Annotated in this window: 19 protein-coding genes; 11 read left to right on the top strand and 8 right to left on the bottom strand. The window is 61.2% G+C overall.

What is annotated here, in order from left to right; translation table 11 throughout:
* Window positions 1-6: 6 nt before the first annotated feature.
* Genes leuS through holA form a run of 3 tightly spaced genes read left to right on the top strand, consistent with a single transcriptional unit; the run spans window position 7 to window position 4,044 of the window.
* A complete protein-coding gene (leuS, locus tag ACR0J5_RS12255; RefSeq protein WP_480653706.1) occupies window positions 7-2,541 on the top strand; it encodes a leucine--tRNA ligase in 2,535 nt (844 codons plus the stop codon).
* The gene (gene lptE, locus ACR0J5_RS12250; protein WP_480653704.1) at window positions 2,528-3,019 is read left to right on the top strand and encodes an LPS assembly lipoprotein LptE; all 492 of its coding nucleotides are present in this window, start codon (window positions 2,528-2,530) and stop codon (window positions 3,017-3,019) included. Before leuS ends, lptE begins: the two co-directional genes overlap by 14 nt.
* A complete protein-coding gene (holA, locus tag ACR0J5_RS12245; RefSeq protein ID WP_480653702.1) occupies window positions 3,016-4,044 on the top strand; it encodes a DNA polymerase III subunit delta in 1,029 nt (342 codons plus the stop codon). Before lptE ends, holA begins: the two co-directional genes overlap by 4 nt.
* Here the strand turns inward: holA and ACR0J5_RS12240 are convergent.
* Entirely contained in the window at window positions 4,036-5,220 is a 1,185-nt protein-coding gene (locus ACR0J5_RS12240) for a TIGR03862 family flavoprotein (RefSeq protein WP_480653700.1), read from the bottom strand. The two genes, holA and ACR0J5_RS12240, sit on opposite strands and share 9 nt — an antisense overlap.
* 48 nt (window positions 5,221-5,268) lie before the next feature.
* On the opposite strand from ACR0J5_RS12240, the gene ACR0J5_RS12235 reads away from it, so the two are divergent.
* Window positions 5,269-5,565 (top strand): HNH endonuclease, encoded by a 297-nt coding sequence (locus ACR0J5_RS12235; protein ID WP_480653699.1) that lies wholly within the window; start codon window positions 5,269-5,271, stop codon window positions 5,563-5,565.
* Here ACR0J5_RS12235 and ACR0J5_RS12230 read toward each other — a convergent pair whose 3' ends face one another.
* From ACR0J5_RS12230 to ACR0J5_RS12220, 3 genes are read right to left on the bottom strand one after another with little or no spacing between them, the layout of a single operon-like run.
* Window positions 5,566-6,303 carry a VOC family protein gene (locus ACR0J5_RS12230; protein ID WP_480653697.1) on the bottom strand — a complete coding sequence of 246 codons (738 nt, stop codon included), beginning with the start codon at window positions 6,301-6,303 and terminating at the stop codon, window positions 5,566-5,568.
* On the bottom strand, window positions 6,300-6,908 hold the full coding sequence (locus ACR0J5_RS12225; protein WP_480653695.1) for an enoyl-CoA hydratase/isomerase family protein: 609 nt from the start codon (window positions 6,906-6,908) through the stop codon (window positions 6,300-6,302). Before ACR0J5_RS12225 ends, ACR0J5_RS12230 begins: the two co-directional genes overlap by 4 nt.
* On the bottom strand, window positions 6,905-7,648 hold the full coding sequence (locus tag ACR0J5_RS12220) for an SDR family oxidoreductase (protein WP_480653934.1): 744 nt from the start codon (window positions 7,646-7,648) through the stop codon (window positions 6,905-6,907). The genes ACR0J5_RS12225 and ACR0J5_RS12220 overlap by 4 nt, the downstream gene beginning before the upstream one ends.
* A 139-nt stretch (window positions 7,649-7,787) precedes the next feature.
* Here ACR0J5_RS12220 and ACR0J5_RS12215 point away from each other — a divergent pair, with 139 nt between their 5' ends.
* On the top strand, window positions 7,788-9,302 hold the full coding sequence (locus ACR0J5_RS12215) for a DUF2125 domain-containing protein (RefSeq protein WP_480653693.1): 1,515 nt from the start codon (window positions 7,788-7,790) through the stop codon (window positions 9,300-9,302).
* 147 nt (window positions 9,303-9,449) lie between these two features.
* Here ACR0J5_RS12215 and ACR0J5_RS12210 read toward each other — a convergent pair whose 3' ends face one another.
* The gene (locus ACR0J5_RS12210) at window positions 9,450-10,376 is read right to left on the bottom strand and encodes a hypothetical protein (RefSeq protein ID WP_480653691.1); all 927 of its coding nucleotides are present in this window, start codon (window positions 10,374-10,376) and stop codon (window positions 9,450-9,452) included.
* 241 nt (window positions 10,377-10,617) lie between these two features.
* Here ACR0J5_RS12210 and ACR0J5_RS12205 point away from each other — a divergent pair, with 241 nt between their 5' ends.
* From ACR0J5_RS12205 to lpxK, 4 genes are read left to right on the top strand one after another with little or no spacing between them, the layout of a single operon-like run.
* On the top strand, window positions 10,618-11,964 hold the full coding sequence (locus ACR0J5_RS12205) for a TldD/PmbA family protein (protein ID WP_480653689.1): 1,347 nt from the start codon (window positions 10,618-10,620) through the stop codon (window positions 11,962-11,964).
* Window positions 11,951-12,751, top strand: coding sequence for an inositol monophosphatase family protein (locus ACR0J5_RS12200; protein ID WP_480653687.1), 801 nt, complete (start codon window positions 11,951-11,953; stop codon window positions 12,749-12,751). Before ACR0J5_RS12205 ends, ACR0J5_RS12200 begins: the two co-directional genes overlap by 14 nt.
* Complete coding sequence (locus ACR0J5_RS12195; RefSeq protein ID WP_480653685.1) at window positions 12,748-13,983, top strand: 3-deoxy-D-manno-octulosonic acid transferase; 1,236 nt, start codon at window positions 12,748-12,750, stop codon at window positions 13,981-13,983. Before ACR0J5_RS12200 ends, ACR0J5_RS12195 begins: the two co-directional genes overlap by 4 nt.
* A complete protein-coding gene (gene lpxK, locus ACR0J5_RS12190; protein WP_480653933.1) occupies window positions 13,970-14,968 on the top strand; it encodes a tetraacyldisaccharide 4'-kinase in 999 nt (332 codons plus the stop codon). Before ACR0J5_RS12195 ends, lpxK begins: the two co-directional genes overlap by 14 nt.
* A gap of 37 nt (window positions 14,969-15,005) precedes the next feature.
* On the opposite strand, the gene ACR0J5_RS12185 is transcribed toward lpxK, so the two are convergent.
* Window positions 15,006-15,668 carry a DsbA family protein gene (locus ACR0J5_RS12185; RefSeq protein ID WP_480653683.1) on the bottom strand — a complete coding sequence of 221 codons (663 nt, stop codon included), beginning with the start codon at window positions 15,666-15,668 and terminating at the stop codon, window positions 15,006-15,008.
* A gap of 14 nt (window positions 15,669-15,682) precedes the next feature.
* Window positions 15,683-16,189 (bottom strand): DUF721 domain-containing protein, encoded by a 507-nt coding sequence (locus ACR0J5_RS12180; RefSeq protein ID WP_480653681.1) that lies wholly within the window; start codon window positions 16,187-16,189, stop codon window positions 15,683-15,685.
* A gap of 81 nt (window positions 16,190-16,270) precedes the next feature.
* Here ACR0J5_RS12180 and mutY point away from each other — a divergent pair, with 81 nt between their 5' ends.
* Both mutY and ACR0J5_RS12170 read left to right on the top strand, forming a co-directional pair.
* A complete protein-coding gene (mutY, locus tag ACR0J5_RS12175; RefSeq protein WP_480653679.1) occupies window positions 16,271-17,323 on the top strand; it encodes an A/G-specific adenine glycosylase in 1,053 nt (350 codons plus the stop codon).
* A gap of 68 nt (window positions 17,324-17,391) precedes the next feature.
* Window positions 17,392-18,528: an alkane 1-monooxygenase gene (locus tag ACR0J5_RS12170; protein WP_480653677.1), complete on the top strand. Its 1,137-nt coding sequence runs from the start codon at window positions 17,392-17,394 to the stop codon at window positions 18,526-18,528.
* Window positions 18,529-18,606: 78 nt separating this feature from the next.
* On the opposite strand, the gene ACR0J5_RS12165 is transcribed toward ACR0J5_RS12170, so the two are convergent.
* Window positions 18,607-19,995 (bottom strand): adenylate/guanylate cyclase domain-containing protein, encoded by a 1,389-nt coding sequence (locus ACR0J5_RS12165; protein ID WP_480653675.1) that lies wholly within the window; start codon window positions 19,993-19,995, stop codon window positions 18,607-18,609.
* Window positions 19,996-20,112: the final 117 nt, after the last annotated feature.

The raw sequence follows: 20,112 nt of genomic DNA, 5'->3' as shown, positions 1-20,112 counted from the left end.
CGCACGATGTCGCGCTATTCGGCCACCGAAATCGAAGCAAAATGGCAAGAGGCCTGGGATAAGGCCGGAATCTTCGCTGCCGATCACAAGGCGGACAAGCCGAAATACTACGTGCTTGAGATGTTCCCCTACCCGTCCGGCCGAATCCATATGGGGCATGTGCGCAACTACACGATGGGCGACGTTATCGCGCGGCACAAGCTGGCCACCGGCCATAACGTGCTGCACCCGATGGGCTGGGACGCCTTCGGGATGCCCGCCGAGAATGCGGCGATGGCGATTGGCGGCCACCCGAAAGACTGGACCTATGGCAACATTGCCGACATGCGCGGGCAGATGAAACCGCTGGGGCTGTCCATCGACTGGTCGCGCGAATTCGCCACCTGCGACCCGGAATATTACGGCCAGCAGCAGGCACTGTTTCTCGATATGCTTGAGGCCGGGCTGGTCTATCGCAAGAACGCCGTGGTGAACTGGGACCCGGTTGACATGACCGTTCTGGCCAACGAGCAGGTGGAAAATGGGCGCGGTTGGCGCTCGGGCGCTTTGGTGGAACGGCGCGAGCTGACACAATGGTTCTTCAAAATCTCGGACTATTCCGAGGAATTGCTGGACGCGCTGGACACACTGGAAAACTGGCCGGCCAAAGTGCGCCTGATGCAGGAAAACTGGATCGGCAAGTCGCGCGGTCTGCAATTCTCGTTTGACCGCACCGATGGGGGGGAACCGATCACCGTCTACACGACGCGCCCCGACACGCTGTTGGGTGCGTCTTTTGTTGGCATCTCACCGGATCACCCGATTGCCAAAGCGTTGGAAGCCGAGAACCCAGAAGTCGCTGAATTCGTTGCCGAATGCCGCAAGGGCGGCACCACAGAAGAGGCGATCGAAACGGCTGAAAAGCTGGGTTATGACACTGGCATCACCGTCAAACACCCGCTGGACCCGAACTGGGAACTGCCGGTCTGGATCGCCAACTTTATCCTGATGGATTACGGCACCGGCGCGATCTTTGCCTGCCCGGCGCATGACCAGCGCGATTTGGATTTCTGCCGCAAGTACGATCTGCCCGTGGTCGATACGTTCTTTGCGCTGGACGATGACACGCCGGTCGACAAAACCGCCTTCGTCCCGCCCAAAACCGAGAAAGTGCGCTGGGTGAACCATTTCGCGGGCCTGACCGAGGCAACAGGCGATGAGGCGATCAACGCCACCGTCGATTTCGCCGAAAAGGCCGGTTGGGGTGAAGGTGTCACCAAGTATCGCCTGCGAGACTGGGGCCTGAGCCGTCAGCGCTATTGGGGTTGCCCGATTCCCGTGGTGCATTGCGACACCTGCGGCGTGGTGCCTGAAAAGAAAGAGAACCTGCCCGTTCAGCTGCCTGACGATGTCACCTTTGACAAACCGGGCAACCCGCTGGATCGTCACCCGACATGGCGTGATTGCGCCTGCCCGAAATGTGGTGCACCAGCGAAACGCGAAACCGACACGATGGACACATTCGTTGATTCGTCTTGGTATTTCGCTCGTTTCACCGCCCCGCGCGCAGAAACGCCGACCGATCTGGCCGAGGCCGAATACTGGATGAACGTAGACCAGTATATCGGCGGGATTGAGCATGCGATTCTTCACCTGCTCTACTCGCGCTTTTTCGCACGGGCGATGCAGATCACCGGACACCTGCCGAAAAAAGCCATTGAACCGTTCAATGCGCTGTTCACGCAGGGCATGGTCACGCATGAAATTTACCAGACCCGTGACGCCAATGGCCGCCCGATTTATCACCTGCCCGAAGACGTGACCGACGGCAAACTGGCCGACGGCACCGAGGTTGAGATCATCCCCTCGGCCAAAATGTCGAAATCCAAGAAAAACGTGGTGGACCCGGTCAGCATCATCTCGGCCTTCGGTGCCGACACTGCGCGCTGGTTCGTCCTGTCCGATTCGCCGCCTGAACGCGACGTGGAATGGACCGCATCCGGGGCCGAGGCTGCGTTCAAGCACCTGAGCCGTGTGCACCGCATCGCCTCGGAAATCGCCGAGTCGGACGTTCCGGCCAATGGTGAAGACGAAACCTTGCTGCGCGAAATGCACAAGGCGATCCATGATGTGTCCGGCGGCGTTGAATCCTTTGGGTTCAACGCGTCCATCGCCAAGCTCTATGCGTTCACCAACACGCTGGCGAAATCCAAGGCGGGCAGCGATGCCAAACGTCAGGCGGCCAAGACACTGGCGCAGTTGATGTCCCCCATGACCCCGCACCTGTCCGAAGAACTGTGGCAACTTCTGGGCGGCGAAGGGTTGGTCGCCACCGCCCCTTGGCCCGTCGCGGATGAGGCGATGCTGGTCGACGACACTGTTACGCTGCCCATTCAGATCAACGGCAAGCGCCGCGCAGAAATCAGCGTGGCCAAAGATATGCCTAAGGATGAGGTTGAAAAAATCGCGCTCAGCACCGAAGCTGTGCAAAAGGCGCTGGAAGGCAATGCGCCCAAGAAGGTGATTGTTGTGCCGGGCCGGATCGTGAATGTCGTTGTTTGATCGCAGAACCCTGTTGATGATGCCGCTGGCACTTGCTGCCTGCGGCTTTGAACCGGTCTACGCCCCCGGCGGCGCGGGGGCCGCACTGGACGGTCAGGTCGCGGTATCGGCCCCGAACTCGACCAACAGCTTTTTGCTGGTCCAGAATCTGGAACAAAGGCTGGGGCGCAGCGCAACGTCCGGCAATGCCTATGAACTGGATGTCAGCGTCACCACGGCGATCCGATCGGCGGCAATCACAACCACCAATGAGATCAACCGTCTGACTATCGAAGGCACCGCGAATTACGCCCTGACCTCCAATACCACCGGCCAGATCATAGCCTCGGGCAGGGTCAATAACTTCGTTGGCTATTCCGCGGCTGGATCAACGGTATCCACACTGGCCGATGAACGTGACGCACGCCAACGGCTTATGGTGATTCTGGCGGATCAGATCGTGAACGAGCTTTATGCCGCGCCGGGCCTTGGCTCATGAAGCTTAGCCCGCGCGAGGCTGAGGGATATTTTGCACGGCCAGACGCCGACAAGGCCGGGTTGCTGATCTATGGCGCAGATGCGATGCGCGTGGCGCTAAAGCGTCAGCAAGTTCTGGCCGCGCTGCTCGGTGCAAACGCCGAAGAAGAAATGCGCCTGACCCGCATGCCGGGCAGTGACCTGCGCGGTGACCCTGCCTTGTTGCTGGATGCAGTCAAAGCGGTGGGGTTTTTCCCCGGCCCGCGCGCTGTCTTTGTCGAAGACACCACCGATGTGGCCGCCCCCGCGATCATCACCGCGTTTCAGGATTGGGCCCCCGGCGATGCCCAGATCATCGTGACCGCAGGCCAGCTGAAACCCAGCTCAAAAATCCGCAAAGCGTTCGAATCGCACCCTGCCGCCTATGCGGTTGGCATCTATGACGATCCGCCCTCACGCGGTGAGATTGAGCGGATACTGTCCGAGGCGGGTCTAAAGAACATCCCCCGCGATTCGATGTCGGCCCTGGCCGAACTGGCCACCGGGATCAGCCCGGGTGATTTCACGCAAACCATTGAAAAACTGTCGCTCTATAAACGTGGCGATGCGTCGGAACTGACCATTGAGGATATCGAAGCCTGCGCGCCCCGCTCGACCGAGGCCGCGCTGGACGATGTGTTGAACGTGGTGGCCGAGGGCCGCGCCGGTGAGATCGGCCCGCTAATCCGTCGCCTGCAATCGCAAGGCACCAACGCGGTCAGCCTCTGCATCGGGGCGACCCGGCATTTCCGAACGCTTTATGCCTGCGCGTCCGACCCGGGCGGCGCGGCGCAGGGCATCGGCAAGCTGCGTCCGCCGGTTTACGGAAAACGCCGCGACCGTATTCTGCGGCAGGCGCAGGGATGGGGTGCCCCGAAATTGCAAACCGCTTTGACCGTGCTGACCGATACCGACCTGTCGCTGCGATCCGCCGGGCAAACCGCACCCGCGATGGCGCTGGTCGAACGGGCCATGATCCGATTGGCGATGCTGGCGCGGTCACGCTGAGCCGGTCAGCCAATCAGCCGCAGACCGCCCGGCCCAGCGCCCCGTGGCAAAACAGGCCGTCAGCAGATAGCCCCCGGTCGGGGCCTCCCAATCCAGCATCTCACCGGCGCAGAACACGCCCGGCAATGCTGTCAGCATCAGCCCGTCGTTCAGGGCCGCGCGCCTGACGCCACCCGCCGTCGAGATCGCCTCATCCATCGGACGCAACTGCGCGCCAAAGATCGGAAGCTGTTTGAGCGCCGCAACCTCCTGCCCCTTGGGCAAGGCCATTTTCTTGGACATCTCATGGAACAGCGCAACCTTCTGCGCTGGCAGTTTCAGCGATTTCTTCAGCCATTGGGTGAATGTGGTCTTTGGGTTCTTGGCCGCAAATCGCGCCTGCAACGTCTCAATGCCCAGATCAGGCAGCAGATCGACGCACAAATCCGAACCCATTCGCACAGCCGGGGTCAGGGAATACAGCCCTCCACCCTCCAACCCGGTCGCCGAGATCGTAGCCTCCCCCCGGCTGTCCAACTCTCCGGCCATCCAGCGCACCGATTTCAGCGCAGCACCAAAGTGCGGCTGCATATGGGTGCTCCAACCCACCGAAAGCGCAGAATTTGACGGGGCGAAGGGCGCGAGATCGACGCCTTTTTCCCGCAGGGTGTCGGCCCAGTGCCCGTCTGAGCCCAACCGCGCCCAACTGGCCCCGCCCAGCGCCAGCACGGTGACATCGGGCGTAACGCGTCGCGTGCCTTGGGTCGTGTCAAACAACAATGTATCGCCGTCCCAGCCCAGCCACCGCCACCGCGTCTCAACCCGCACGCCCGCTGCATCCAGATGCCCCAACCACGCCCGCAATAGCGGTGAGGCTTTCATCGCCGTGGGAAACACACGTCCGGTCGAGCCTGTGAATATCTCCTGCCCAAGATCCTGCGCCCAGCGTTGCACATGGGCAGCATCACAATCGGCAATCATCGGGCGCAACCAGTCTGCGGCGTCACCATAAGCCTGCATCAAAACGTCAAACGGCTCATCCTTGGCCAGATTCAAGCCAGACTTGCCCGCCATCAGAAATTTACGCGCGACCGATGGCTTGGCCTCGGCCACCAGTACGTCGTGGCCAGCGGCGGCCAGTTCCTCGGCGGCCATCAGACCGGCGGGTCCGGCCCCGATTACCACTGCCTGTGCCATTGCTGTCCCCTTGCCTTTGACGCCATCCGGCGCAAGTTTGTCCGTGATATGTCGACCAGCGAACCGATCTGCCCGCTTTGTGACCGCCCCATTCCGGATGGGGGCGGCAGCCTGCACCATCTGATCCCAAAACTCAAAGGGGGCAAGGGTGGACCCACGGTTTTGCTGCACATCATCTGCCACAAAGAGGTGCACGCCACCCTGTCCGAGGCCGAACTGGCGCGCAGCTTCAACACGGTTGAGGCACTGCGCACCCATCCAAGGCTGGAGAAATTCCTGAACTGGGTCCGCAAGCGTCCGCCCGGATTTCGATCCAAAGTACCGGGCAAGCGGCGCGGGCGGTGATCAGCCGGGGCGCACAGGATCACCAAAGGCATCCCGGATGGACGCCTCCAGCCCCTGAACCTCCAACCCGCGATAATCCGGGGCGGGCGCGAATTGCGCGCCTGCCAGATGCTGAAACTCCAACGTGGTATAGGGGCGTTTCCACAGCCATTCGCGGTTGTCTACGGACCAGAGATCGGAATTTGGCGGAACCTCATCCGTGAAGGCATAGAAATGCAGGTCGAACCCGTATTGGGCCACATCCTGCACCGAAAGCAATCGCATGCCCTGCGCGCGGCAAAACGCATCCTCGGCCGCAATATCCCCGGTGCGCAAGGTGATCTGGCCGATGCAGGCTTTGGCAAACGGATCGGCCGGATCACCGGCATTTTCCGGGCGGTTGCCTTGGAAATCATGCTGCAACAACTCGATCACAAAGCCCTCGGGGTCTTTCAGATGGCACATGTATCCGATGTCGAGGAACTGTTTCGGATTCGACACCTCAACCCCGTTCCGGCGCAGATATGCGGCGGCAAGGTCCACATCCGGCACGGTGATCCCGATCTTCCAATAACGTTGCCCGCCGTCATGGGTGTAGCCACCGCCACCGGGCATCAACAGCAGGTCAGCATCCTGCCCCGCATACCCCACGCGGCGGTTCGGGCCCTGTGCCTGCGCGCGCATGCCCAGCATGTCCGTGTAGAACCTGGCCAAAGCGTCGGGGTCGGCAACGCGCAGCAAAACGGCTGACATCCTCATTGGCACATCCTTGCAATACCAGCGGCAATTTCGGGGTCGGCGGCCAAGCTGTCGGCCACAAGTGCATGTGCGGTGGGCAACAGTTCGTCCGGGGCCACCACCCGATCCACCAGACCATAGGCAAAAGCCTCAGCCGCCGTGATTTTCTGCCCGCCCATCAGGATCATCTTGGTGCGCGCAGGCCCGATCAGGGCCGCCATACGCACCGGATCAGACGGTTGCGGCAGAAAGCCCAGCCTCATCACCGGGTAAAAGACTTTCGCCTGCGGCACCGCAATGCGAATGTCACAGGCCAAAGCCATCCCGTTTGCGCCGCCCGCCAGCGTTCCGTTCAGCGCGGCAATCGTCAGGCAAGGCAGCGCCGCAATCGCCCCTGACAGCCTTTCCCACAGGTCCGACGTGGCAAGCCCCGCGCGGGCCTCATCCAGATCGGCCCCGGCGCTGAACACCTTACCGGCACCCGTCAGGATCAGGGCGCGGGCCTCGCCCGCACCCTCGGCAATCTCGGCCAGTTCGGTCAGCATCGCGCCCGTCAGCGCGTTGGCCTTGTCCGGGTTGTTGAGCGTGACTGTCCACAGCCCGTCAGATTTGGTCAGATCAATCACGTCAGGCCAACCCGTTGGCGAATATCCTCGCGCCGCAATGAGATTTCGCCGCCCAGAAACTCATCCGCGTCCGCCGAGCACATCCACAGCAGCGCCTGCGCGGGCCAGTCGGCTGGAATGTGATCGCTCCAGTCCAACTGGCTGACGGCGTTGATCCCGCTGGCCTTGATCACCCGCTGCATATCGGTGGCCACAGTGCCCGGCGACAGGCCCATCGCGCGAATACCGTGGATCGATTCCTCAAGATGCAGGCATTCGGTCAGCATCTTGGCCCCGGCTTTCGAGGCGCAATAATGGCTCCACGCCTCAATCGGGTTCGAGGCTGCGCCCGATGACACCGTGATCACCGTGCCGCCCCCTGCCGCGCGCATCACCGGCAAGGCCGCACGCATGCCGTGGAAAACCCCTTTGAGGTTGATGTCGATGGCCGCGCCCCAGGCGGCAACATCGGCGTTGGAGAGGTGAAAGATCGGATCGATTACACCTGCATTACCGATCAGAACGTCCAGCCCGCCAAACCGGTTGACGCAGTCGGCAACGGCCTGTTCGACCTGCGCGAAATCGCTGACATCGCATTGCAGGGCGATCGCGTTCTCGCCCAGCGCCTCAGCCAGCGCATCGATCTGTTCACGATTGCGCGCGACCAGCGCGACATTTGCACCCGCTGCGGCAAATACGCGCCCTGCCTCGGCCCCGATGCCGCGACTTGCCCCTGTTATCAGTACGGTTTTGCCCTGCATTTGACCGCTGTACCTCCGTTGGCTTGAGATTGTGTGAATCTCTAACCCGCCGACGGGGAAAGGGTCCAGTCCTTGCCCCTTGACGCCCGACGCTGCAAGCACGACGATGCCGGCAAAATTGATCAAGAAGGGTTCTCTGATGTCCGTTTTCCTTCGCCGCTGCGGCGGCGCAGTTTTGGCTTACTCCGTTGTCACGCAGGGTGCGCTGGCCGATGTCACCGCACAACAGGTCTGGGAGGACTGGCAGGCCTATCTGACCCAGATGGGCTATACGGTCACCGCCGAACAATCCGTTTCCGGCAATGTAACCACGATCACCAATTTGGTCATGTCAGTTGATGGCCTCGACGGCGAGGGCGATATGCAGATGTCCCTTCCGCAGATGACGCTGACGGAAAATGGCAACGGCACCGTGAACATCGACTTTCCCGAAAGCTTCCCTCTGACCATATCAGGCGGTGCCGAGGACAGTTCATTCTCGGCCGGTATCGAATACTACCATGACGGGCTTGAAACGGTCGTCTCGGGTGATCCCGACGACGTGACCTATGACTACACAGCCCCGTCCGTCGGCATTAAGCTCAGCAACCTGACCGTCGACGGAGAGGCAATCCCCGCAGATGCCCTGGCCGTTGATGTCAAACTGACCGAGGTTGAAGGCAGCTCGCAGATGAAAATCGGCGAGAACCGCGACATGGATCAGAAATTCACCGCCAAGGGTCTGACCTATGATCTGGCCTTTACCGATCCCGAGGGGGAAGGCAACGGCAAGATCGACGGCTCGATGAGCGATCTGACCTTCGAAGGCATCAGCGTGATCCCCTCGGATTTCGATGCCTCTGATCCGACATCTTTCTTCAAGGGCAACACTGCGTTTTCGGGCCTGTTCACCTATGGCGCGGGACAGACGGCGATTGCCGGCACGAGCGAGGGGCAGCCCTTTTCGATGGGCAGCGAATCCGAGGGCGGCCGGTTCGGCGCCAGCCTCGATGAACAGCGCCTGGCGTATGACATTGAACAAAACAGCACCAAACTGGCCGTTACCACTGCCGACCTACCCTTCCCGATCGAAATGGCGATGGCCAAAACCGGGCTGAGCTTTGAGTTCCCGGTTCAGAAATCGGAAGAAGAGCAGCCCTTTGGCTTTGCCATCAACCTGACCGACTTTACCATGTCGGACGTGTTGTGGAGCATCTTTGACCCTGCAGGTACCCTGCCCCGCGACCCGGCGACCATCGCGCTGGACACGACAGGAACCGCGAAAATCCTGACCGATTTCTTCGACCCCGAAGCGCTGGAGAATCTGGACGAGGCACCGGGCGAACTGAATTCGTTGAAGATCAACAAATTGCTGGTTTCGCTGGTGGGGGCAAAGCTGACGGGCGACGCGGATTTCACCTTTGACAACACCAATACCGAAGAGTTCGACGGCCTGCCCGCACCGGAAGGTGTCGCCAACCTGGAACTGGTCGGGGCCAATGCGCTGATCGACAAACTGATCGGCATGGGTCTGTTGCAGGAAAGCGATGCGTTGGGTGCGCGCATGATGATGGGTCTGATGGCGGTGCCGGGCGAAGAACCCGACACACTGAACTCCAAGATCGAATTCACCGATGAAGGCCACATCCTGGCCAACGGTCAGCGCATCAAGTGATGCTTGCCGGGCGAAGCTTACCCAAGCTTCGCCCCTGACCCCTTTAAAGCGCTTCGGGTTTTACCTGAATCACTCTGCGACACGAATGTCCCGAGTACGCCGCAGGCATGGCAGGGTTTTCGTGTCTCAAGTTGAACCCGAGACGCTTTAGGGGTTCAATTCAAGTTCCTGCACCAGAGCGCGCGCTATGCGGCGACCGACCTTTGTACCGTGAAACATTGCAGGGTTGGGGTGCCTGTCCGCAATCGACACCATGTGGAACCGGTGGTTGCCATCATAAAACTTGAAATTCGTTTCGCACAAAAACAATCGCCCGGTCTTGGCACAGGGGAGTATGTCATGCGCATACAGACCGACACCCAGGGCCTTTTTGACACCTTTGGCGATCTCATTGATCTGGTCTTTATTGGGCGTAATGAGTTTCTTGTGGAAATGGTGAACCAGCTCAACATCCACGGGCGTATCTTTGGTATGCACACTGGGTCCTTTACCGGCGCGAATCCAGGAAAACAGGACCTGCTCACCAATAGCTTGCGCCCGGATGCAGACATTCCAGGTCTCACCACGGAATTCATGCCGGCAATCGACATATTCGGTGTTATACCGTTCTGGATCCAATTCATCGGCCTCTTTGAGCAATTGAACCGGAACATGCGCATTCGACACCTGGTTTGAGAATACCGTGTCAAATTGATCCCCGGCCTCAATCAGTTGCGGCATGGGCACCTCAGCGGCTGTCAGAACTTTGTTCTGTCGTACCTTGTGACCAACGACGCGGCCCTGCTCAATGGAGTGAACCATCTTGTAACCCAGGGCTGTAAGCTCTGCCTCGCGCGCGCGCAGCCAATCGACCTTGTCGTGCTGGACCACGAAAAGCTCGTTGTAATGCAACAGAACATAGCTTTTGGGATCAGTGGTTGGCCCGCGCGCCATCAATTCTTCAAACGTCAAAACCTCGGCATTGACCTTCAGGTTGTTCAGCGATTTCGTGAAGTGGTTGATGACATTCTTCGACCCCTTGCCGACAGCAATGACATGGGGTTCGTTAAATTTGACAACAAAAAACTGGGCCAAACCAAGCACTCCTGTATACCGCCACCCAAACGGACGAAGGTTTCAACCTGTTGTGATTGCAGTTCTGCAAATCATTTAGTTGCCCCAACTAATGGAAGTTTCACCTGAAATGTAAACCCTTCGGCCATTCCAATTGATTTCACGCATAGCGAACAAGGTTTAACAAGGGATCAATCCGTCCAGAGGTCTTGCGGGACGGACAGTCCAAGGCTAGGTCCAATGCATGACAACCGGAGGTCGCATGACACGTACACCCGAAGAGATCAGCCAGGCCCTGTTGGACGCCGCCCGCAAAGCCGGGGCCGAGGCGGCGGATGCCATTGTGCTGGATGGGTCATCGATTTCGGTCGAGGTGCGCGGCGGGGCGCTGGAACATGCGGAACGGTCAGAAGGCACCGATCTGGGGTTGCGTGTCTTTCTGGGTCGGCGGCAGGCCATCGTGTCCAGTTCCGACAGCCGCCCCGAGACCTTGACCACGATGGCCGAGCGCGCGGTAGCCATGGCGCGCGAGGCACCCGAAGATCCCTTTACCGGGCTGGCCGCACCGGACCAGCTGACGACAGGTTGGGACCTGGCCGCGCTGGAACTGTTTGACCCCACCCCTGAGCCGGCCTCAGAGGCCCTGCTGCAAGATGCGCTTGAGGCCGAAGCCGCAGCGCTGGCTGTTGAAGGTGTCACCCAAGTCTCGGATGCCGCTGCAAGCTATGGCACGCATCGCGTCCACCTGGCGGCCACCAACGGGTTTTCTGGCGGCTATTCCCGCAGCAGCCGATCCACCTCGTGCGTGGCCATTTCCGGCGAAGGCACCGGGATGGAGCGCGACTATGACGGCGACAGCCGCACCTTTCAATGCGACCTGCGCAGCCCCTCTGAAATCGGGCGCACGGCAGGTGAGCGCGTTGTGGCCATGGTTGGGGCCCAAAAGCCCGCGACCGGCAGTTTCCCGGTGCTGTTTGACGAACGTATTTCGTCTTCGCTGATCGGACATCTGCTGGGGGCCAGCAACGGGGCGGCGATCGCGCGAGGGGCCTCATGGCTCAAGGATTGCCTTGGCGAACAGGTCCTGCCCGCACATCTGTCGCTGATCGAAAACCCGCACCGGCCACGCATCTCGGGCTCGCGCCCTTTCGATGCCGAGGGGCTGGCGACCCAGCGGCGTGCCATTGTCGAAAACGGCATTCTGACCGGCTGGACGCTGGACCTGTCCAGCGGGCGCAAGCTGGATATGGCATCAACGGGGAACGCCGCGCGTGGCGTATCCGGCCCCCCTTCGCCCAGCAGCTGGAACGTGAGCCTGACGCCGGGCAGTCACAGCCGTGCAGACCTGTTGCGTGACATGGGCACCGGCCTTTTGGTCACGTCGATGATCGGATCGACCATCAACCCCAACACCGGTGACTATTCGCGCGGCGCGTCAGGGTTTTGGGTTGAAAACGGTGAGATCACGCACCCGGTCAATGAATGCACCATCGCGGGCAACCTGCGCGATATGCTGAAACGGATCATCCCGGCCAATGATGCGCGGCCGCATCTGTCGCGGGTGGTGCCGTCGGTGCTGATCGAAGGAATGACACTTGCCGGCAGCTGACCTGCATCTGTTGATCGACGCCGCCCGCGAGGCGGGAAAGATTGCCACGCGATATACGGGCACAACGGCGCAACGGTGGGACAAACCGGACGGCGCAGGCCCCGTGACCGAGGCCGATCTGGCCGTCAACGCTATGCTGGAACAGCGCCTGCCAGCCGCCCGCCCGGGCTATGGCTGGCTAAGCGAAGAGACTGAGGATTCCACCGATCGCCTGACGCGCGACCGCGTGTTCATCATCGACCCGATCGACGGCACCCGCAGCTTTGCCGAAGGCTCCCGCACATGGGCACATTCGCTGGCCGTCGCCGAACAGGGTGAGGTCGTGGCCGCCGTGATTTACCTCCCGCAACGCGATCTGCTGTATGCGGCGGCCAAGGATGAGGGCGCGACGTTGAACGGGCACGCGATCCACACCTCTGGCATCACGGACCTGAAAACGGCCGAACTTTTGGCCGCCAAGCCCAACATGGACCCACGCCATTGGCAAGACGGTCAGGTCCCCGCGTTTCAACGGGCCTATCGCCCGTCACTGGCCTACCGCATGGCTTTGGTAGGGCAAGGGCGGTTTGACGGGATGCTGACACTCAGACCCAGTTGGGAATGGGACATCGCCGCCGGGGATCTGATCATTCGCGAGGCGGGCGGTCTGTGTTCGGACCGGCTGAATCATCCGTTGCGGTTCAACAATGCGCATCCGCGCCTGAACGGCGTCGTCGCCGCAGGCCGTTTCGTGCATAACGCCCTGCACGCGCAGCTTGACCCCAACAGCAGCGGTATCGGGTCATGAGCAAGCCGCGCTCTCTCAGCCTGGCGGCCTATCGGGTGCTGTCCTGGGGCGTGTCTGACGCGGCCAGTCACACCGGCACGCCGCGCCCCGAGGGCGAGTTGATCTGGGTGCATATCGACGCCCAACACAGGCAACGGGCCGTGGTGGATTTCTGCCAACGGCTGCAGCAGATCCGACCCACACTGAACATCCTGCTGACCGCCCCGCCCGATGCGGATGTGCGGCAGTGGGATCTGGATGACTACCTGCTGATCAACCTGCCGCTGGAACAGACCGGCGCAGCACGGGCCTTTCTGGACCATTGGCAGCCCGATCTGGGGCTTTGGGTCGGGGGCGGGCTGATGCCCAACGTGATCACCCGTGCCGAGGAACGCGGCATCCCTCTGATCCTGATCGAAGCGCAGATCGACATCCGAACCGCACGTGGCGCACGATGGCTGCCGGATATCACGCGTTATACTCTGGATTGTTTCAGGACGATCCTGACCACAACCTCGGAAACCAGCCGGACGATCCGCAGGTTGGGGATCGCGTCGAACAAGGTCAATGAATCGCCCCCGCTGCAAGTCAGCCCGAATCCAAAGCCATGGCCCGAAGATGAACTAATCGAGACCAATCACGCCCTCGCCGGTCGCCCGGTCTGGCTTGCCGCCTGCGTCGGCAACAAAGAATTCATCTCGGTCCTCAGCGCCCATCGTCAGGCGATGCGCATGTTGCCGCGGCTGACACTGGTTCTGCATGTGGCCGATACGGCCGAAGCCGAGCCGCTGCGTCGCCGCCTCGAAAATATGGACCTGCGCTGCTCCAACTGGGATGCAACCGGGCAGATCGAGGATACCTCGCAGGTCATTCTATCCGCAGAACGCGATGATCTTGGCCTGTGGCACCGGGTGTCGCCGGTCACGTTCATGGGCAATTCGCTGGAGCGCGGGGCCGGAGGGCATGATCCCCTTGTCGCAGTCGCGCTGGGGTCGTCGGTCGTGCATGGACCGTTTGTGCACCGCCATCAGCAGACCTATGATCAGTTGGATCGCGGCGGCGCGGCGCGTATGGTGAAAACCGCGACCGAACTGGGCAACGCCGTGGTCGAGTTGCTTTCGCCGGATCGCGCCGCAGACATGGCATTGGCCGGCTGGCAGATCGTGTCTGAGGGTGCGCCGCAAACGGATCGCCTGATTGATATGGTACAGGACTATCTGGATCGGCGGGGGACAGATGATGCGCGCACCTGATTTCTGGAATACCGCGCCCGGGCAACTGGATTTCCGCGCCAGACTGCTGGCCCCTCTGGGGCGGATCTATGCGGCGGCCACAGCACGTCGGGTGAAGTCTGAGGCCGGTGTGAAACCGGGGGTCCCGGTGATCTGTATCGGCAACCTGAATGCAGGCGGCACCGGCAAAACCCCCACCGTGATCTGGATGATCGAGCAATTGCGCGACGCATGGCACACGACCCACGTGGTCACTCGCGGCCATGGCGGATCGCTGGAGGGGCCCGTACGCGTGGACCCTGCCAAACACACCGCCGCACAGGTGGGGGACGAGCCGCTGCTGCTGGCCGCCTTTGCCGAAGTGTGGGTGGCCAAGGATCGCGCCGCAGGGGCACAAGCTGCCGCAAAGGCCGGGGCGACCGTGATCCTGCTGGATGACGGGTTTCAGAACCCCTCGGTCGCCAAGGATTTCTCGGTCATTGTTGTGGATGCGGCACGCGGGTTCGGAAACGGCCTGTGCCTGCCCGCAGGCCCCCTGCGTGAGCCGGTGGATGTCGGCCTGCAACGGGCCGATCTGGTGCTGTCACTGGGGGATGCCGAGGCCCAAAGCCAGTTCGCAGATCGCTGGAGCAGCGCCCTGACAGTGCCGCACGCGACCGGAGAAGTCGCTCCGCTACAGACGGGCATGGACTGGACGGATACGCCGGTTCTGGCCTTTGCCGGGATCGGGCACCCCGAGAAGTTCTTTCGCACTTTGCGCCAACAGGGCGCAAAATTGCTGCGGTCCGAAGCGCTGGATGATCACCAACCCCTGACACCTGCCCTGATGACTCGGCTGGAAAACGAGGCACGCCTGCTGGGTGCACAGATGGTGACCACCGAAAAAGACGCCGTGCGCCTGCCCACTGCCTTCCGCAGCAAGGTCCTGACACTCCCGGTGCGTTTGCAGGTGGATGAGGGGGACAAGGTGCGGCAGATGCTGTTGCAGATCGCACCGTCACCCTAGGGCGACCGGCCAGTTACAGGCCGGTCGCGTCAGGTACTTAGCTGCCCAGTTCGTCTTCGATCAGCTGTTTGAATTCAGAATACGACTGGTTGTCGACCTTCTTGCCGTTCACAACAAAGGACGGTGTGGCCTGCACGCCATCACGTTCGGCATTTTCCTGATACCACGCGACCAGCGTCTGCGCGTTGGTACCGTCCTGCAGACAGGCCTCAAGCTGATCATTGTCGATCCCGGCCAGACGCCCGATCTTGCGCAATTCGTCGACGATCTCGGCCGGGCCACCCGCGCGCGTCCATTCGGACTGGCCTTCATAGATCAGATCCGAGATGCCAAAGAACTTTTCAGGGCCGTCACACCGCGCCACCATCGAGGCCCACAGGCCATAGCGGTCAAAATACACCTCACGGTAGATGAATTTGACCTTGCCGGTGTCGATGAAATCCTCTTTCAGCTGCTTGAACGCGCCATTGTGGAAATTCGCGCAATGCGGGCAGGTGTACGAGGCGTACTCGATGATCTCGACCGGTGCGTCCTCGGCCCCCAGCGTCATCTCGACAATGGTCGAGGTGTCCAGCTCGGCCTCTTGTGCCTCGGCGCTGCTGATCAGCGGATAGGAAGTGGTGGAATTCGACAGCGACAGCCAATAGCCGCCTGCGGCCACGGCAACAGCCGCGCAGATTCCGGTTGCAATACGGCTCATCTCTCAGCCCTTTCTCAGCGTTTTTGCTTGGATAAAACGTTACGGCCCAGACGTTCAAGGGCTGCACGCAGATCATTGTCGTGAACGTCACCTGCGGCCCGGTCGGCCTCGGCGGCAATTTCTGGGTCGATCCTGGGTTTGATCGATTTCGGCTTGTGATCGAAACTGGCCTGCCCCTCGGCAAATCCGGTCGGAGCGGTCTGAGTGATGCGCACCCGGCTGATGGCGTTATAGCCGTAAACCGCATTCACCTTGCCGCGCAGGGATTCCTTTTGCATTTCCAGCATCGGGGCCTGCGGGCCTGTCGTCAGCACCGTCAGCGTCGCCCCCATTCCTTCGCGGCCATAGCCTACCTTGACCGGGCGCGCGATGGCGGCCAGATCCTGACCGACGATCTCGGCCCAATGGGTCAGCAGGCGCGATACGGCAAAGCCCCGGCTTTCACCGGCCCGCCGAATCTGGCCGTTCAGCAATGTCGCGGTGCGTTTGAACCCGCGGGTCGAAGAACGTCTGCGCTGCATCTGGTTTCCAACTCCTGCGCCGCTATTGTAAAGGGCACAGCTACAGGCGCCAGCGAAACCCGACAGGGAGATAGTTAAAAATTGCGTGACACCGGTGACTTTGACCTGAGCCTTGCCCTGCTGGACTGGTACGATCGCCACGCCCGCGAGATGCCGTGGCGTGTTGGCCCGGCGGATCGGGCGGCGGGCGTCGTGCCGGACCCCTATCGCGTATGGCTGTCCGAGGTGATGCTGCAACAGACAACCGTGGCCGCCGTTCGTGACTATTTCACCCGCTTTACAACGCGTTGGCCGACGGTTGAGGCGCTGGCAGCGGCCCCCGATGACCAGGTCATGGGAGAGTGGGCCGGGCTGGGCTATTACGCCCGCGCCCGCAACCTGTTGAAATGCGCCCGCGTGGTTGCGCAGGACCATGGTGGCAAATTCCCCGACACTTATGACGCCTTGCTGAAGTTGCCCGGCATCGGCCCCTATACCGCTGCCGCCATTTCGGCCATTGCCTTTGACCGGCCTGAAACCGTTCTGGACGGCAATGTCGAACGCGTCATGGCGCGCCTTTACGACATCCACGACCCGCTGCCCGGCTCAAAACCCCTGCTAAAGGACAAGGCAAGCGCGTTGACGCCCGACACGCGCCCCGGCGATTATGCGCAGGCGGTGATGGATCTGGGCGCGACGATTTGCACACCGAAATCCCCGGCCTGTGGCATCTGCCCGCTGCGCGACCCGTGTCAGGCCCGTGTTGCCGGCACGCAGCCTGACCTGCCGCGCAAAACCCCGAAAAAGCCCAAACCCACGCGCTACGGCCATATCTACATCGCTCAAGACGCCGATGGCGCCCTGTTGCTTGAACGCCGCCCCGACAAGGGCCTGCTGGGCGGTATGCTGGGCTGGCCCGGCTCAGACTGGTCGGAAAACCCCGCCGAGGCCCCACCTTTTGCAGCGCAGTGGCAAATGCTTGCGGGCGAGGTGCGCCATACCTTCACCCATTTTCATTTGATCCTGCGCGTCTGGTCGGCCACCCTGTCGGAACCAATCCCAGACGGTCTGATCCTGATCGGCAAACATGATTTTCGACCCAGCGACCTGCCGACCGTGATGCGCAAGGCCCATGACCTCTGGCGCAATCCGTAACGCCCGGTCACCATTGTACTATATATCAGGCTGGGGCTAGGCTCACCCCAGGTGTTCGGAGGTCAAGAATGATCGCATCAGCCACTTTGTCCCGCTGGCAATCGGCCCTGCCGTTCTGGGTCTCATTCCTGCTGATCCCTCTGATCTGGTTCGCGGCGGTCGCGGGCGGCTGGTGGGTCTTGCTGGTCCCTCTGTCGACCTGGTGGGCCTTTGCTGTGCTGGACCGGCTGACCGGGCTGGAACTGGGTAACGCTGACCCCGACACGCCCGACACGGTCCTGCGCTGGTACATTCTGCTGACCAAACTATGGGTGCCGGTGCAGTTCCTCACCCTCTATGGGCTGATCTGGTACGCCACCCATACCGACCATCTGTCCACACCGGCCAAGATCGGGCTGTTTTTTGGCATGGGTGTGATCTCGGGCACGATCGGCATCAATTACAGCCACGAGCTGATGCACCAGAAAGGCCGGTTCGAACGCTGGCTGGGGGATATCCTTCTGGCGATGGTGCTTTATTCGCATTTCCGGTCCGAGCACCTGCTGGTCCATCACCGCTATGTCGGAACGCCGCGCGATCCGGTGACCGCGCGCTATAACGAAGGGTTCCACCGTTTTTACCCACGCGTCCTGATCGCCTGCCTGACCTCGGCCTTCCGGGCCGAACGCGAAAAACTCGCCCGCAAAGATCGCCCCTGGACAGACGCAGCAAACCCGTTCTGGCGCTACTGGGCGCTGCAAGGCGCGATGCTGGCTCTGGCGCTGCTGATCGGAGGACTGCCCGGCCTCGCCCTGTTCCTGATTCAGGCGGGCACGGCCATCTGGCAGCTCGAACTGGTCAACTATGTCGAACATTACGGCCTGACCCGCAAACATCTGGGCGACGGAAAATACGAACACATCCAGCCGCGCCATTCGTGGAATGCCTCGCAAAAAGCGTCGAACTGGCTGCTGATCAACCTGCAGCGCCATTCCGACCACCATTACAAGCCCAACCGCCGCTTTCCCCTGCTGCAACACCATTCCGAAGACGCAGCCCCACAACTGCCCTATGGCTACCCGGTGATGACCGTCGCGGCCATGATCCCACCGCTGTGGCGGCGCGTCATGAACCCCCGCGTCCGCGCCTGGCGGCGCCAATACTACCCCGAGGTTACAGATTGGACGCTCTATAATCGCGCAGAAAACCCGCACCCACGGGCCTGACCGCAGCGCGCGCCAGCGCGCTGCCGGGCCCAACGGGTGGCCTTGCATCTTTGATGCAGGGGCAACGGGCGGGAGCCCCTAACCCTTCAGTTCCCACACGTCCATCGGCGCGACGACCCCCCGAACGGCATAGTTTGCGCGCCTGTCAAAGCCTGTCATCAGTTCCGGCGCGCTGTTGCCTTCGTTTCGCAACTGGTCCCGCACCGCGTCACTGATCACCACCCGGGCCTGCAACTCGCGGGTCAGCGCCTCTAACTTGGCGGCCACGTTCACCGCATCCCCGATCACTGCAAACTCCAATCGGTTGGCTCCGATGTCACCCAGAACAACGGCCCCGTAGTGCACCCCGATCCCCACATGTATCTCGGGCTCGCCTGCCCGACGGCGCTCGGTGTTCCAACGGTTCATCACCTCGACCATCGCACGGGCGCAGGCCAATGCGTTACTGGCATCCAAAGGTGTGGGAACCGGCGTTCCAAAGGTCGCCATCAACCCATCGCCCAGATACTTGTCCAGCGTCCCGTGGTGGCGAAATACTTCGGTTTCCATCCGTGCATGAAACCCCCGCAAAACCTCGATCACCTCATAGGGATCGCGCCCGGCAGCGTATTTTGTGAACCCGACGATATCGACAAACAGCACGGCGATATTCTCTTTGCGCACCTGCTTGAGCGGCTCGTCATTCTGGCTCAGCTCCTCGACCACATTGGGTGAGAAATACCGCGACAGGTTCGCCCGCTCCCTCTCCAACCCCGCATTGGTCATCAGCAACCGGTTGAGCCGCCGCATCGACACGCCCAAAGTCACCGCAACCATCATGAAGACAATCACCTGCTGTATGCGCAGCGATGGATCAAAGCTGTTGGGGTCCAGCAACTCGGCCACATCAGGGAACCCGGCCAAAGCCCCGGCCACCCGTTCGCTGAGGTCGGGCATCGGGGTCGCCACCCACCACGCGATGATCCATCCCGCCGTCCATATGCCTGCGGTCCAGGATCCAAGCGCAATCACCGTGCGCCAGGAATAGGCCAGTGTCCCCGCAGCCAGAATGATGAAGAAATACTGAAAGTTGTCGAACCGGTACTGCATCGCCAGCGGGCGCACATCATCACTGAACGGGTTCGGAACGATCATACCCAGGGTCATGATCAGCAGATCGACGAAAATCAGCAGCAGCTCGACCCGAGACTGCCCAACACGACCCGCCCGCCGGATCAGCCAGCCATTCGCGCAGATCAAAAGCAGGATGAAATGATACCACATCACGTCCCAAGCAGGGTTGAGAAAGACCAGCAACACCCCGGTCAGCCCCATCGCAATCCAGCGGGCTCGGACGGCCAGCTCCAACCCTTCGCGCTTGTGCCGTTCCAAAGCGGCCTCGGTGTATTTGTTGTCCAGATCGTATGTTTCGGGCTGGGTTACAAAAAACCGACCAAAACGGGACTCGCCGACTGTGGTATCCGACATTGCTGAGGCTCCCTCGCTGCGCTGCGGGCTTTAAGGAACTCATACAGAAACAAGAATGTGAAGAAAACAAAAGACCCCGCCGAGAACGGCGGGGCAAGGCGTAGTGCCTTGTGTCAG

Source organism: Ruegeria sp. BE1 (assembly GCF_056538885.1).
Note: the sequence above shows the minus strand (reverse complement) of the source record. Positions and strands in the feature narration are given on the sequence as shown.